At 47.4% G+C, this 15,418-nt stretch carries 13 protein-coding genes; 1 reads left to right on the top strand and 12 read right to left on the bottom strand.

Annotated elements, in window-relative coordinates:
- Window positions 1-104: 104 nt before the first annotated feature.
- The 5 genes from argH to argB form a co-directional block, all read right to left on the bottom strand.
- Entirely contained in the window at window positions 105-1,520 is a 1,416-nt protein-coding gene (gene argH, locus BM210_RS22910; RefSeq protein ID WP_091173902.1) for an argininosuccinate lyase, read from the bottom strand.
- A gap of 169 nt (window positions 1,521-1,689) precedes the next feature.
- A complete protein-coding gene (locus tag BM210_RS22905; RefSeq protein WP_091173900.1) occupies window positions 1,690-2,928 on the bottom strand; it encodes an argininosuccinate synthase in 1,239 nt (412 codons plus the stop codon).
- A 52-nt stretch (window positions 2,929-2,980) separates the two neighbouring features.
- The gene (argF, locus tag BM210_RS22900) at window positions 2,981-3,934 is read right to left on the bottom strand and encodes an ornithine carbamoyltransferase (RefSeq protein ID WP_091173899.1); all 954 of its coding nucleotides are present in this window, start codon (window positions 3,932-3,934) and stop codon (window positions 2,981-2,983) included.
- Window positions 3,935-3,968: 34 nt separating this feature from the next.
- A complete protein-coding gene (locus tag BM210_RS22895; protein WP_091173896.1) occupies window positions 3,969-5,165 on the bottom strand; it encodes an acetylornithine transaminase in 1,197 nt (398 codons plus the stop codon).
- A gap of 56 nt (window positions 5,166-5,221) precedes the next feature.
- Complete coding sequence (gene argB, locus BM210_RS22890) at window positions 5,222-6,001, bottom strand: acetylglutamate kinase (RefSeq protein WP_091173893.1); 780 nt, start codon at window positions 5,999-6,001, stop codon at window positions 5,222-5,224.
- 109 nt (window positions 6,002-6,110) lie between these two features.
- Between argB and BM210_RS34380 the strand changes: the two genes are divergently transcribed.
- A complete protein-coding gene (locus BM210_RS34380) occupies window positions 6,111-6,293 on the top strand; it encodes a hypothetical protein (RefSeq protein ID WP_143101082.1) in 183 nt (60 codons plus the stop codon).
- A gap of 393 nt (window positions 6,294-6,686) precedes the next feature.
- Here BM210_RS34380 and argJ read toward each other — a convergent pair whose 3' ends face one another.
- The 7 genes from argJ to BM210_RS22850 all read right to left on the bottom strand — a co-directional run bounded on the left by argJ (window position 6,687) and on the right by BM210_RS22850 (window position 15,349).
- Window positions 6,687-7,919 (bottom strand): bifunctional glutamate N-acetyltransferase/amino-acid acetyltransferase ArgJ, encoded by a 1,233-nt coding sequence (gene argJ, locus BM210_RS22880; protein WP_091173888.1) that lies wholly within the window; start codon window positions 7,917-7,919, stop codon window positions 6,687-6,689.
- Between the two features lie 27 nt (window positions 7,920-7,946).
- Window positions 7,947-8,996, bottom strand: coding sequence for an N-acetyl-gamma-glutamyl-phosphate reductase (gene argC / locus BM210_RS22875; protein WP_091173886.1), 1,050 nt, complete (start codon window positions 8,994-8,996; stop codon window positions 7,947-7,949).
- Window positions 8,997-9,270: 274 nt separating this feature from the next.
- Window positions 9,271-10,161 (bottom strand): YitT family protein, encoded by an 891-nt coding sequence (locus tag BM210_RS22870; protein ID WP_091173883.1) that lies wholly within the window; start codon window positions 10,159-10,161, stop codon window positions 9,271-9,273.
- A gap of 264 nt (window positions 10,162-10,425) precedes the next feature.
- Window positions 10,426-11,548, bottom strand: a protein-coding gene (prfB, locus tag BM210_RS22865; RefSeq protein WP_143101081.1) for a peptide chain release factor 2 whose coding sequence is annotated in 2 segments (ribosomal slippage) — window positions 10,426-11,475 and window positions 11,477-11,548 — 1,122 coding nt in all. Because the reading frame shifts where the segments join, the coding sequence is not laid out codon by codon here.
- Between the two features lie 105 nt (window positions 11,549-11,653).
- Window positions 11,654-14,167: a preprotein translocase subunit SecA gene (gene secA, locus BM210_RS22860; RefSeq protein ID WP_091173879.1), complete on the bottom strand. Its 2,514-nt coding sequence runs from the start codon at window positions 14,165-14,167 to the stop codon at window positions 11,654-11,656.
- Between the two features lie 220 nt (window positions 14,168-14,387).
- On the bottom strand, window positions 14,388-14,933 hold the full coding sequence (gene hpf / locus BM210_RS22855) for a ribosome hibernation-promoting factor, HPF/YfiA family (RefSeq protein ID WP_091173878.1): 546 nt from the start codon (window positions 14,931-14,933) through the stop codon (window positions 14,388-14,390).
- A gap of 218 nt (window positions 14,934-15,151) precedes the next feature.
- Window positions 15,152-15,349, bottom strand: coding sequence for a cold shock domain-containing protein (locus tag BM210_RS22850; protein ID WP_076233479.1), 198 nt, complete (start codon window positions 15,347-15,349; stop codon window positions 15,152-15,154).
- Between the last annotated feature and the right edge of the window lie 69 nt (window positions 15,350-15,418).

The following is a 15,418-nucleotide window of genomic DNA, read 5'->3' as shown; positions in this document are numbered from 1 at the left end:
GATGAATATTCCAATATGTAAAAAAGCTCCAATCTCGGCAAGCGCATAAGCACTGCCGTACTGGAGCTTTACTGAATTTTATCGGTCATTGAAATCTATTACATTTACTTGCTTTTATTATAATACTGCTCGAACCACTCATCTGTCTGCAACTTCACAGCTTCAGCGCGGCTAATGGCAGCACTGACTTGTCCGGTTGCTGTTCCGCCGTATACGTTGCGTGCATTCACTACTTGCTCAGGCTGCAGCACCGCATAAATATCCGACTCGAACAGCTCGGAAAATTGATGGTACTCCTCAATCTTCAAATCAAGTAAAAACTTCCCGTTCTGGATGCAGTACAGCACCGTCTTACCAATGACCTCATGCGCTTGGCGGAATGGCAAGCCTTTATTCACGAGGTAATCCGCAATGTCTGTCGCATTAGAAAAGTCTTGATTGACCGCTTGACGCATCCGATCCTTGTTGACCTTCATCGTGCTCACCATCGGTGCATACAACTGAAGCGCGCCTTGAAGCGTACGTACGGTGTCGAACATACCTTCTTTGTCTTCTTGCATATCTTTGTTATATGCGAGCGGTAATGATTTCAGCACCGTGAGCAGACCGAACAGATTGCCGTACACACGACCTGTTTTGCCACGGACCAGCTCAGGCACATCAGGGTTTTTCTTTTGCGGCATAATACTGCTTCCGGTACAGAACGCGTCATCCAGCTCGACAAAACGGAACTCCGTGGACGACCACAGGATCATTTCCTCCGACAAACGTGACAAGTGCATCATGATCATCGACGCGTTCGACAGAAACTCGATAATAAAGTCGCGATCACTTACCGCGTCCAAAGAATTTTCGTACACACCGTCAAAGCCCAACTGCTGTGCTACAAAATGACGATCGATCGGAAAGGTCGTTCCCGCCAATGCACCTGCACCAAGCGGCAGCACATTAATCCGTTTGTAGCTGTCCTGCAGACGCTCAATATCACGTTGGAACATCGATACATAAGCCATCAAATGGTGTGCAAACAGAATGGGTTGGGCACGCTGCAAATGCGTATATCCCGGCACGATCGTATCGAGGTTTTGACTGGCTTGTCCCAGAAGCGCCTCTTGTAATTTGTTCAATAGGCCGACAAACTCGACAACGCGCTTACGCAAATATAAATGCATATCGGTCGCTACCTGGTCGTTACGGCTACGTCCTGTGTGCAGCTTCCCGCCTACAGGGCCAACTTCATCGATCAGCGCCTTCTCAATATTCATATGAATATCCTCGTCGCCCACCGTGAACTCGATTTCACCTTGGCGGATCTTGCTTTGCACTTTGAGCAAACCGTTCTTGATCTTCTCTACATCCTCCAACGGCAGGATCCCGCAGGTACCCAGCATGGTTACATGCGCCAGACTACCCTGAATATCTTCCTCAGCAAGCTCTTTATCAAATAAAATGGAAGCCGTATATTCCTCCACCAGTTGATCGGTTTTTTTCGTAAAACGTCCACCCCACAGCTTTGACACTGTTACAGCCCCTCTCTTACAGCTTTCTGCCTGAAAACTGTCTGTTCATTGTTGATTCTTAACTTAGATCTCTTATACACAATGCAAGGCTTTCCCAAGCTGCTTAAACGGCAGCCCAGAAAAGCCTATGAATTCTATTTAATAACCAATTGGGTTTGGCTTACCTTGCTTACGACTTCGCGTTTTGCTCCACACCGGAGGAAACCTTCAGGCGTAAAGCGTTCAAACGAATAAATCCGGTGGCATCGCCTTGATTGTAGGCTTGTGTTGGGTCAGCCTCCATCGTCGCGATGTTCGGGTTATACAAGCTGACAGGGCTTTGAACGCCCGCTCCGATAACATTGCCTTTGTACAGCTTCAAGCGTACTGTACCTGTTACATTCTTCTGGCTCTCATCCACTAACGCCTGAAGTGCCAAGCGCTCCGGAGCAAACCAGAAGCCGTTGTATACGAGCGTGCTGTAGCGGGAAATCAACGAATCACGCAAGCTCATTACTTCACGGTCCATGGTCAGCGATTCCATCTTGCGATGTGCTGTGAACAGGATTGTGCCACCTGGTGTTTCATATACGCCGCGGCTCTTCATGCCTACAAAACGGTTCTCTACCATATCGACACGGCCAACCCCATGCTTGCCGCCCAATTCATTTAAATACTCCATAACGTGCAGTGGAGTCATCAGGTCGCCATTAACACCCACACAGTCGCCCTTTTCAAAATTCAATTCTACATATTCTGCCTGATCCGGAGCATCCTCAGGATCTACGCTCAACACGAACATGTCTTTGTTCGAGGCTGCGCTTGGATCAAACCACGGATCCTCCAGCATGCCGCTCTCAAAGCTGATATGCAGCAGGTTGCGGTCAGTCGAATAAGGCTTGGAAGCTGAAGCCGTTACCGGGATGTTATGCTTCTCAGCGTATGCGATCATTTCCGCACGGCCTGGGAAGGTTTCACGGAAGGAATCCAGACGCCAAGGCGCGATGACATCCAACTCAGGCGCCAGTGCTGCCGCTGTAAGCTCGAAGCGCACTTGGTCATTACCTTTACCTGTAGCTCCGTGTGCAATCGCTGTAGCGCCTTCTTGACGAGCGATTTCCACCATCCGCTTAGCGATCAGCGGACGCGCAATGCTTGTGCCGAGCAAATATTGGCCTTCATACAAAGCACCAGCCTGAAACATCGGATAAATGAAGTCCTTGGCAAATTCATCACGCAGGTCATCGATATAAATTTTGGATGCCCCAGTCGCCAATGCCTTTTCTTCCAGACCGTCCAACTCATCCTTTTGTCCGATATCTGCTGTAAAAGCAATAATTTCAGCATCGTACGTTTCTTTTAACCATTTTAAAATAACCGAAGTGTCCAAACCGCCTGAATAGGCGAGTACAATTTTTTGTTTAGCCATGTTTAATTAAGCGCTCCTTTGATAAATACAATTAAGATTTACATATAAGTTCTTACATAATCGCTGCCATGATCGCTTTTTGGGCGTGCAGCCGGTTTTCTGCTTGATCAAAAATGATCGAATTCGGACCATCGATGACACCTTCACTCACTTCTTCTCCACGGTGAGCAGGTAGGCAGTGCATGAACAGGTAATCCTTTTTCGCAAGACTGGTAAGCGCCTCATTCACCTGATATTGTTTAAAGGCGATTTCACGCTCTTTTTGTTCTTCTTCAAAGCCCATGCTCGCCCACACATCGGTATAAATGACATCGGCATCGGATACCGCTTCTTTGACATCATTGCCTACATAAAGCTTACTGCCGGTTTCGTTCGCTACATCCAGTGCGGAGGTCACGATACTCTCATTAGGCTCGTAGCCCTTAGGTGAAGCTACAGCAAAATCGACTCCGAGCTTCGCTGCACCCATAATCAAGGAATGAACCATATTGTTTCCATCCCCGATATAAGCTACTTTCAATCCGCGCAGTTGTCCTTTGTGTTCCAAAATCGTTTGGTAATCAGCCAAAGCCTGACATGGATGCGATCGGTCGGTCAGACCATTAATTACAGGAATCGTCGCACCGCGAGCCAAATCGATGACCTTACGGTGAGCATGGGTACGAATCATAATGCCGTCCAAATAACGTGACATCGTTTGTGCGGTATCCGAAATCGTTTCCCCACGTCCCAGCTGCAAATCGTTACTGCTCAAAAATAAAGCATGACCGCCCAATTGATACATCCCGACTTCAAAGGAAACTCTTGTGCGAGTAGATGATTTTTCAAAAATCATTCCCAGCGTCTTGCCTTTCAAGGGATGGAACACTTCACCTGCATTACGTTTCTTTTTCAAATCAATGGCCATATCGAGTAAATATTGAATTTCCTCCGATGTAAAGTCAGATAGACCCAAAAAATCCCTGCCTTTTAAATCAATGGCTAGTTGTTGTTCTGTGATTGTCAAGGTTCTCTGCCCCTCTCAAAAAATTTGTCACCCTTTATTGTACCGCAGCGGCCGCTTGTTTGCTCAGTACCGAACGGATTACAGATATTCCCCTGTCGATATCTTCCTTCGTTATAAGCAGGCTTGGTGCCAATCGGATTACATTCGGTCCCGCCGAGATCACGAGTATGGATTGCTCCTGAAGCGCAGTAACCAAATCAGCAACCGGTTGCGTGCATTCGATCCCGATTAATAACCCTAAGCCGCGTACTTCCTTGACCAACGGATTGTCTGCCAATTGCTTCGACAATTCACTGACGATGTATTCGCCTAGCTCTGCGGCACGCTCAGACAGCTTTTCATTCAATATCGTTTCCAGTGTTGCTACACCCGCCGTCGTAGACAAATAGTTGCCGCCGAATGTAGATCCATGACTGCCTGCTGAAAAAGCTTCACGAAGCTTTTCTTTTCCAACCATCGCGCCTATCGGCATTCCACTGCCAAGCCCTTTTGCCAATGTAAATATATCCGGTTGAATGCCATAATGCTCATAAGCAAATAGCTTGCCTGTACGGCCGATTCCTGTTTGAATTTCGTCTACAATCAAAAGTAACCCATGCTGCTCACAAAGAGCCGTCACCTGCTTGATGAACTCGGGTTCGGCGCGGTTCACACCACCTTCACCTTGGACCATCTCCAGCATAATGGCGCAGGTTTGGGGACCGATTAACTGCTTCAGCGCCTCTGCATCATTGTAAGGCGCGTACACAAAGCCCTCCGGTAGCGGCGCAAAGCCGTCTTTAACCTTATCCTGACCAGTTGCTGTCAGAGTCGCTAACGTCCGACCATGGAAGGACTGCTGGAAGGTGATAATCTCATACTGCTCTGGCTTGCCCAGTACTTTATGAAAATAACGACGAGCCAGCTTGATCGCAGCTTCATTGGCCTCTGCACCACTGTTGCAAAAAAACACGGCATCGCCACAGCTGTTATCCGTTAGCAGTTGCGCCAGTTTTTCCTGATTCGGTATATGAAACAAATTGCTTGTATGCCACAATTGGTCGATTTGCGCCTTCAGACGCTCTGCAACCTGCTTAGGAACATGCCCCAGATTCGTAACGGCGATTCCGCTCATCAAATCCAAGTATTCCTTGCCCTGCTCATCCCACAGTCGGCTGCCTTCACCCCTCACGAAAGTCAACCCGTACCTGCTGCCGTAATTCGGAAATAAAGAATTGGCTCCTTCTCCCATGCCAGCTCACTCCTTTTCCTGTTTCAATGGTCACTGCTTCTCACTAGGGTCACCTATTATCTGACGATTCGAGTACCAATCGCTGCGCCTTTAATGACTCTGCTTAATACTTCCGGCTCGGCTCCGTTCACGATAACAACCTCACTCACCTTACCTTGGATGCATTGGATCGCCGCGCGCACCTTGGGAATCATGCCTCCATATATATCGCCGCTTGTAATCATTTCATTGATTTCCTCGACGGTTACAAGCGGAAGCACTTTTTTCTCGCCATTTATCGTTTTCATAATGCCCGGTACATCTGTTACTACAATCATTCTTTCTACGCCCAGATGTGAAGCGACAGCACCCGCCGCAGTATCGGCATTAATATTGTAACGCTGTCCTCCGTCTGCTCCCAAGCCAACCGGTGCAATGACCGGCATATAGCCTAGCTTGATGATCCCCTGCAGCAGCTCCGCGTTCACATGGGTTACATCCCCGACCAAGCCAACTTCATGCGCATTGGCTACAGGCTCTGCCTGGATCAAATGGCCATCCACACCTGAGATTCCGATCGCTCTTGCGCCAGACAGCTGAATTTTGCGGACAATTTCTTTATTAATCTGTCCTGATAATACCATCTCGACGACATCGAGCACCGCTTCATTGGTTTTGCGCAGTCCATTTACAAATTCGGTTTCAATGCCCAGCTTACTGAGCGTATCCGAGATCGCAGGCCCGCCACCGTGTACGATGACGGGAATGATTTGCTCATCCTGCAGTCGTTTCATATCCTCAAAAAAAGAATCAGGCAGCGCCGCGAGCGTGCTGCCGCCGCATTTCATGACAAACATAAGGTGATTACCCTCCCAAACCCTCCCTTGTAGGGAGGGCCCCAGAGGACTGTGCCCTCTGGACTCCCCCTAAAGGCCGAGGAATATTGATGCTGTTGGTGTTTTGTTGATGGATACCGCGTGGTTACAACGCTTTCGTCCCTACGGGACACGCTTAACTTGTGGCTGCGGATCGATTGTGGACATTTATGCTGCTGATTTAAGCGCTTTTCGTCCCTATGGGACACGCTTTAGTTCGGTGCTTGGTGTTTATTTTAGTGATTGTGCAATGGCTTCGCTCTGCACGGTGTAACGATGTTTGTCATCGTTACAGAAGAGCTGTTACAACTCGCGACAGCGGACCCATTGCTGATTTTGATTGTGCTTTTTCCAGCGCTTTTCGTCCCTTTGGGACACGCTTTATTTGGGTGCTTGGTGTTCGTTTTAGTGATTGTGCAATGGCTTCGCTCTGCACGCTGTAACGATGTTTGTCATCGTTACAACAGAGAATAATGATAAATCGCAGTGTCTACCATGTTTGTATCGTTTAAGAATGTTGGTTTTTTCTTATGATGTTTAGCATCGTTATTATTGCAATTTACATGATTTACATGGAAACGTTGCTCTGAAATATCATCATTTGACTCGCTGTATCCACAAGCCTAGTAAGTCTTATATTGTTGAATATTATAGAAACATCCGTTCATTATGTCCGGTAAGCGGCGTTAATTCTTACGTAATCGTAGGTAAGGTCGCAGCCCCAGGCGGTTGCAGTTTCGTTACCCATATGCAGGTTGACATGTATGTCAACTTGCTCACCTTTTAAATATTCAGCTGCGCGTTCTTCATCAAATTTAATCGGGCGGGACTGCTCCAACACGACGATATCGCCCAAGCGAATATCAACGGTTTCTGTTTGAACAGGTTGACCCGCACGGCCAACAGCGGCTATAATACGTCCCCAGTTGGCATCAGCTCCGAAGCAAGCCGATTTAACCAGACTTGAGCCAATGACCGTCTTGGCGATAGCACGTGCCGCTTCCTGGGTTGCAGCTCCGGCTACTGTGACCTCAATCAGCTTCGTAGCGCCTTCTCCGTCACGGGCAATCGCTTTGGCCAAATACTCGCCAACATACTTAAAGCCCGCTTCGAACGCAGCCCAATCCGGATGCTCGGGGGTCAACGTATCGTTACCAGCCAAACCGCTCGCCATTACAACGACCATATCGTTTGTACTTGTATCACCGTCTACAGTAATCATGTTGAATGTGGAGTCCGTTACACCATTCAACAGCTTTTGCAGCTGTGCGCTCTCAATGTTAGCATCTGTTGTCATAAATCCAAGCATCGTGGCCATATTCGGATGAATCATACCCGATCCCTTGGCTGAGCCTGCGATATGTACCGTCTTATCTCCAACGGTCAACTGCACGCAGGTCATCTTTTGCACAAGATCCGTCGTCAGAATCGCCTGGCAAAAGTCTTCGCCACCATCAACTTTAACCTGTGCAGGCAAATTTTCGATACCGCTAAGCACTTTAGGCATCGGCAGCAATTCACCAATAACGCCTGTTGAGGTGACGCCAACCAAATGCTCCGCCACACCAAATGCTTCAGCCGCAGCCGAGCGCATTCCACGTGCATCCTGATCTCCCTGCTTGCCTGTGCAAGCATTTGCGTTGCCGCTGTTGACCAGCATGACCTGCAGTTTGCCTTCCACAGCCACACTTTCGCGGGTTACATGCAGCGGTGCGGCTTGAAACGCATTCAGCGTATACACACCTGCTGCTTGTGCAGGAACCTCGCAGACAATAACGCCGAGGTCAAAGCGGCTCGTTTTTTTCAAACCGCAATGCAGCCCTCCAGCCCGAAATCCTTGTGGCGTCGTAATCGAACCCTGAGGAACGACCGTATATAATTCCTTTGTTTGCTTGCTCACCTGTTCATCTACTCCTTATTTTACGGATTACGGGTATACAGGAGTGAACGCCAGCCCGGTCGCTTCGTCCCAGCCCATCATTAAATTCAAGTTTTGAACCGCCTGACCGCCGGCTCCTTTTACAATATTGTCAATGACAGAAATAATCGTCAATCGGCCCGTCCGCTCATCCAGAGACAGTCCGATATCACAATAATTTGAGCCCCATACTTCCTTGGTTGCAGGCCATTTGCCCTTATCGCGAATACGCACAAAACGGCGTCCTTCATAATACTGACGATACAGATCGATAATTTCATCTTCCGTATGCTTCTGTTTCAGATTAACATAGATCGTCGATAAAATCCCGCGCGTCATCGGCACCAAATGGGTAGTGAACGTAATGACAACTTCCTCGCCGGCAACACGGCCGAGCACCTGTTCAATTTCAGGGGTATGCTGATGTTTATTTACTTTATAAGCCAGGAAATTTTCATTCATTTCCGAAAAATGCGCTGTCAAACCTAAACCTCTACCTGCACCGGACACTCCTGATTTTGCATCCACAATAATCGAAGTTGTATCTGCCCAGCCTTGCTTTACGATCGGTGCCAGGCCAAGCAGGGTAGCTGTAGGATAACAGCCCGGATTGGAAATAAATGTAGAGCCTTTTACCTCTTCACCAAATACCTCGGCCAGTCCGTAGACAGCCTTAGCCAAGTAAGCAGGATCAGCTGGCTTGTGCTTATACCACTGCTCATACGTTTCTCCGGATTGCAGCCTGAAATCGCCTGATACATCGATGACTTTAAGACCGGCGTCAATCAATTGCGGTGCCAAACCACTCGCTACACCATGTGGCGCTGCCAGAAATACAACATCGGATTTTTGCTTGATAAGTTCTACGTCAATAGCGTCCAAATTGTCGACCACAATCTGGTTTAAATGCGGGTAGCCATCAGCTAGTGGAGCACCTGCATTCGATGAAGACATCACCGATGTGATTTCCACATTCGGATGTGTGAGCAGCAGTCGAATTAATTCAACCCCGCCGTATCCTGTTGCCCCGATGATAGCCGCTCTTAATTTCGTAGACATAGCCGTCCCCTCCAAACATAAAGTATGTATTATTATACATTTAAAAGAATAATAATTCAATGGATAATTAAACTTGTTCCATAGCCAATAGTTCTCAGCATTCGCATTCTATATATATAATTTGGATTCCTGTTGATTGATAACAGCGAATCCGTTGTTATTGGCCCTTATGAATTTTACCATGTTCCTGTGCACTCGTATACATTCAGCTTCTTACGATTATGTTACGTTTATGGACACTGATTTTACCGCACTTTTTCGATATCCCATTCTTTTAAATGTGATCATTGAACTTAAAGCCTTCTCCCAGCACTTCATGCGTATCGCTCAAAATAACAAAAGCTGTCGGGTCTGTTTTTTGCACTAATTCCTTCAGTCGGTTAACCTCGGTCTGCCCGACCACCACCATCAATACTGTTCGATCCTGCCCTGTATATCCACCTGTAGCTTGCAGCTGCGTCAATCCTCGATCTATTTCCAGCAAAATCTGCTGACGGATCTCCTCCGATTTATCCGAAATGATAAAAGCAACCTTGGAGTAGCTGAGTCCAATCTGCACGATATTAATGGTCTTGCTCGTCACAAACAGTCCAATCAGCGCATACAAAGCTTTTTCCGGGGATAACACAATACCTGCTGTCAAAATAACCAATCCATCCAGCATCGCCATCGCCAGCCCTAGACTCAGGCCTGTATACTTATGCACGATTTGTGCAGCTAAATCAAGTCCACCCGTAGACCCTTTACCACGAAAAACAAGACCAACCCCGATCCCGAGCATAATACCCCCATAAATACTGGCCAGCAGCAGGTTATCGGTCAAGGCGGGTAAATGACGGGTTAACAAAATAATCAGCGGCAGCAAAAAGGCGCCAATCACTGTTTTTACACCATGATGACGACCAAGCAAAAAGGTTCCTAAAATAACCAAAGGGACATTCAATACCCACTGTGTTACGGCCGGCTCGAAGCCAAAAACCGATTGCACAATGATGCTGATGCCTGAGACCCCTCCGGACGCCACCTGATTAGGACTCAAAAACATATTAAATCCGGCCGCTATCACCATGGACCCTAACAGCAGCAGTCCATACTCCACCACGATATCCCGTCTGCTCTTGCGTCTAAGCTTTTCCACTCTACGTTCTCGCCGCTGCACTCTCATCGTTCACACCCCCTGTCTGCTTTCAATTGATCGACAACATCGACAGCCTTTGCCGGTTTCAGCTGAAAGCACAAAAAATCCACACATGTCCCACACCTCTTCATCAAGTCTGGCATCAGACGGGCCCCAGCTTTAAGTTTTGCTGTGCTGTCTGCTTCCAAGCCTTCAGGTTTGGTATGAGTTATGTGTAGGATTTACTGAACATACATGAATTATGAACCTTGTCAGCTGCTTCCACGGCCAGTCGTCGCGGTTTCCAATAACTTATTGTTGATCCGCGGCTTTGGGTTTAATCTGCTGACGCAAATACGCATCGATAAAGGCATCCAAATCCCCATCCATCACTGCGCCGATATTACCCGTTTCTTCCAAAGTACGATGGTCCTTGACCATGCTGTAAGGATGAAACACATAGGAACGTATTTGACTGCCCCAAGCTATATCGGAAACTTCGCCGCGGATCTCAGCCAGATGCTTCAGCTGCTCTTCGATCTTTTTTTCGTACAATTTGGAACGAAGCATTTTCATGGCTTTCTCACGGTTTTTAATTTGCGAGCGTTCCTGCTGACAACTGACCACGACACCTGTTGGCATATGCGTAATCCGTACGGCCGAATCCGTCGTATTAATGTGCTGTCCACCCGCACCACTCGCACGGTACGTATCAATTTTCAGATCCTCGGTACGAATCGTAATTTCCACATCGTCATCAATTTCCGGCATAATATCACACGATACAAAAGAAGTATGGCGACGTCCAGATGCATCAAACGGTGAAATCCGCACCAAGCGGTGAACACCTTTTTCCGCCTTTAAATAGCCGTAGGCATTGTGTCCGCTGATTAACAGCGTCACGCTTTTGACACCTGCTTCATCGCCGGGCAAATAATCCAGCACTTCGACCTTAAAATTACGCTTCTCCGCCCAACGCCGGTACATGCGCAGCAGCATTTCCGCCCAGTCCTGCGACTCTGTCCCACCTGCTCCTGGATGCAGCTCGAGAATCGCATTCAGTCTATCGTAAGGCTGACTCAGCAGCAGCTGCAGCTGGAAGCTGTCTAGCTCCTTTACAAGAGCAGTAATCCCATTCACGATATCGGCTGCCATGCTGTCATCCTGCTCCTCTTGAAGCAGCTCAACTAGCATTTCCAGATCCTCGAACTCAGCGGCCATCCGCAGGAAATGATCTGTATCACCTTTAATGGCATTCATCTCAGCAATCAGCTTTTGTGCCTGCTCATTGTCATCCCAAAAATCGGGAGCTGACATCTTCTCCTCATAGTTGGCGATTTGCTCCAGCTTCAGATCTAAGTCAAAGAGACCCCCTAAGCTCAGCTAACCGCACCGCTGTTTCACGTAAATCCTGCTTTATTTCTGGTTCCAACATATGGTTGTCTCCTTTATAATTGTGATCATTTCAAAAAAAGGAGCCGGGTTCATTCCACCGGCATCCCTTTTCTTCCACCCTTTAGCTTATAAGCTGTCCTTAAGCTTACGAAGCACCATGACATTGTTTATACTTTTTGCCGCTGCCGCAAGGACAAAGATCATTACGACCAATCCTGTCTGCATCGTTAACGACCGGTTTTTTTAGAGAAATCTCTCCGTCCGCCGCCGGTACCGCCTGAATTTCAACGACTTGCTGACGCTCCAGATTCATTTCTACATGCGCCTTCATGATGTAGGTAGCAACCTCTTCCTGAATGCTTTGAATCATCTCTTGGAACATCGCAAAGCCTTCAAACTGATACTCACGTAAAGGATCTGTACCGCCATAGGCACGCAAATGAATCCCTTGACGCAGTTGGTCCATCGCATCGATATGATCCATCCACTTCGAATCCACCGCACGCAGCACAACCACTTTTTCAAACTCGCGCATGAATTCCTCGCCGATCATTTGCTCGCGCTCTTCATAAATACGCTGAACGACATCCTTGATGTACTGGGTGATCTCATCCTGCTCCTTGCCCCACAGCTCCTCTGCTGTTAGCTGGCCTTCCTGCAAGAAAGTTCCGTTTCCGTAATCAATAATGGCCTGCAGATCCCATTCCTCCGGAACCAGGTCTGATGGGCAATGCGCTTCAACAATGCGTTCCACAACCGGCAAAATCATTCCAAGCGCAATGTCGCGAATGTTATCTGATTCCAACACCTCGCGGCGCTGCTTATAAATTATTTCCCGTTGTTGATTCATCACATCATCGTATTGAAGGACGACTTTACGTACATCAAAGTTGTTGCCCTCTACACGCTTTTGCGCAGATTCTACCGCACGTGAAATCAATTTGCTTTCAATCGGCTGATCCTCATCAAAACCAAGCTTATCCATCATCCCCATGATGTTCTCTGCACCAAAACGGCGCATCAGTTCATCTTCCATCGAGAGGTAGAACTGTGAGGAGCCTGGATCGCCCTGACGTCCTGCACGACCACGCAGCTGGTTATCGATCCGACGGCTTTCATGCCGCTCCGTACCTATAATATGCAGACCACCTGCATCATGTACGCCTTCACCCAGCATAATATCCGTACCACGACCGGCCATATTGGTAGCGATCGTCACCGAACCCGGTTGACCCGCACGTGCGACGATTTCTGCTTCCTCCGCATGGAACTTGGCGTTCAGTACCTTATGCTGAATCCCTTTACGCTTCAACATTTCGGATAAGCGCTCGGAATTCTCAATCGATACTGTACCAACGAGCATCGGCTGGTTGTTCTGATGCCTCTTCACAATTTCCTCTACAACTGCGCGGAACTTGCTGTTCACAGATTTATATACAATATCGGCGTTATCCTGACGGATCATCGGACGGTTCGTAGGAACGATAATAACATCCAGACCATAAATCTTTTTGAACTCTTCTTCCTCGGTTTTCGCCGTACCTGTCATCCCTGAGAGCTTGCGATACATCCGGAAATAGTTCTGGAACGTAATCGTAGCCAACGTCATGGATTCGTTTTGTACCTTCAGCTGCTCCTTCGCCTCAATCGCTTGGTGCAAGCCTTCGCTGTAGCGGCGACCTGTCATCATACGTCCCGTAAATTCGTCAACGATAACAACCTCTTCGTCCTGAACCACGTAATCCACGTCACGCTTCATAATGACACGAGCCTTTAACGCTTGCGTAATGTGATGATTAATCGTCACATTGGCATGATCGAATAAATTTTCGATGTTAAAGGTTTCTTCAGCCTTGGTAACCCCTGCTTCCGTCAAAGCTACGGAGCGCATTTTTACATCGATAATATAATCTTCTTCATCCTTCAGTCGGCTCACAAAGCGGTCAGCCATATAATACATATCCGTCGATTTGGCAGCTTGTCCCGAAATAATCAGCGGCGTTCTCGCTTCATCGACCAGAATCGAATCCACTTCATCAATTACGGCAAAATACAATGGACGCTGTACCATCTGCTCTTTATACAGCACCATGTTGTCGCGCAAATAATCGAAACCAAACTCATTATTCGTTCCATAAGTAACGTCCTGAGCGTACGAAGCCTGCTTTTCATGATGCTCCAGCGTATTCAGGTTCACACCTACGGTCATGCCAAGAAATTCATAGATTCTACCCATTTCCGAGCTATCCCGTTGGGCAAGGTAATCATTGACCGTCACGACGTGGACACCTTTGCCCAGTAGAGCGTTCAAATACACTGGAAGGGTTCCTACAAGGGTTTTCCCTTCTCCGGTTCTCATTTCCGCGATACGGCCCTCATGAAGCACCATACCCCCGATTAACTGCACGTCATAATGACGCTTGTTCAGTACACGCTTGGAGGCTTCACGCACGACGGCAAAAGCTTCCGGAAGCAGATCATCCAGAGTCTCGTCCTTCTCTAGGCGTTCTCTGAACTCCTGAGTTTTATTTCGCAGCTCTTCATCGCTCAATACCTCGATGCTCGACTCCAGCTTGTTGATGACTTCGACAGTTTTCCACAGCCGCTTAACTTCGCGCTCGTTGGAATCGCCGAATATTTTTTTAACGAGTCCTAACATGGGCCCATCTCCCTTTTCATAAAACGGTTTGCCTTAAATTGTAGCAGTTTGCAGCGCGAGTCGCAAGGAACCTTCAAAATTGTTACACATTCATACCGCAAAAAGGACCGCCATGAGCTCCCTCTGACCATCCTTGGCAATATATACATGCACTCGATTATTAAGCTCATTCAATCTAATAGGAGCCTGCCCTATTTAGGCAAGCTCCCGGTTCATTGTCTTATCTAGCCGGCTCAATCAAGCCGTATTTACCGTCATCCCGTTTGTAGACGACGTTCACTTGTTCTGTTTCCATATTGGAAAATACGAAAAAGCTATGACCCACCATATTCATTTGCAGAATCGCTTCGTCAATATCCATCGGCTTCATCATAAAGCTCTTGGTCTTCACCAATTCGTAGTCCTCGTCTTCTTCATCAGCCAGTACAGGTGAATCCACCCGTAATACATCCTGGAGGCCGCCCTCTTGACGGATCTTTCGGTTCACTCTAGTTTTGTGCTTGCGAATTTGTCTTTCCAGCTTGTCCGTTACCAGATCAATGGAAGCATACATATCGCTGTTCTTCTCTTCAGCCCGCAGCACAACACCTGTTAATGGAATTGTCACCTCTACGGTTTGCAATCCTTTTATTACATTTAACGTTACTTTTACTTCAGAAGCAGGGGGAGTTTCAAAGTACCTTTCGAGCTTGCTCAGCTTTTTCTCAACATAGTCTTTAAGCGCTTCGGTTACCTCGATATTTTGTCCACGAATGTTGAATTTCATTGTACTTCTCCTCCTTTCATGATCCCAGTATACTATATTCCCCGATAATCTTCAAAGAATCTTTACAATCCTCCTCCACATTTAACCTTATTACCTCATGTTCAAGCAGATGGATTGCATAAAAAAACACCTCGCACATAATGCGAGATGTCCGTCTACTCAATGAATGCTATCAATCTAATTCATGATGTATGCCACAAGGCAATAAATATCAGATCCTACAATTTGGTAACGTTAGCCGCCTGCTGTCCGCGAGCCCCTTCAACAATATCAAATTCAACCGCTTGGCCTTCATCCAAAGATTTGAATCCCTCTGTTTGAATTGCAGAAAAATGCACGAATACATCCCCGCCATCTTCACGCTCAATGAAACCATAACCCTTTTCTGCATTGAACCATTTCACTTTACCCTGCATGCCAAACATTCCCCTCTATGATTGAATCAGTACGCATCGTACCCTCAATTTGAATATATCACCCGCACT

The organism is Paenibacillus sp. 1_12 (genome assembly GCF_900114475.1).
In the GTDB taxonomy this organism is placed as follows: domain Bacteria; phylum Bacillota; class Bacilli; order Paenibacillales; family NBRC-103111; genus Paenibacillus_S.
Note: the sequence above shows the minus strand (reverse complement) of the source record. Positions and strands in the feature narration are given on the sequence as shown.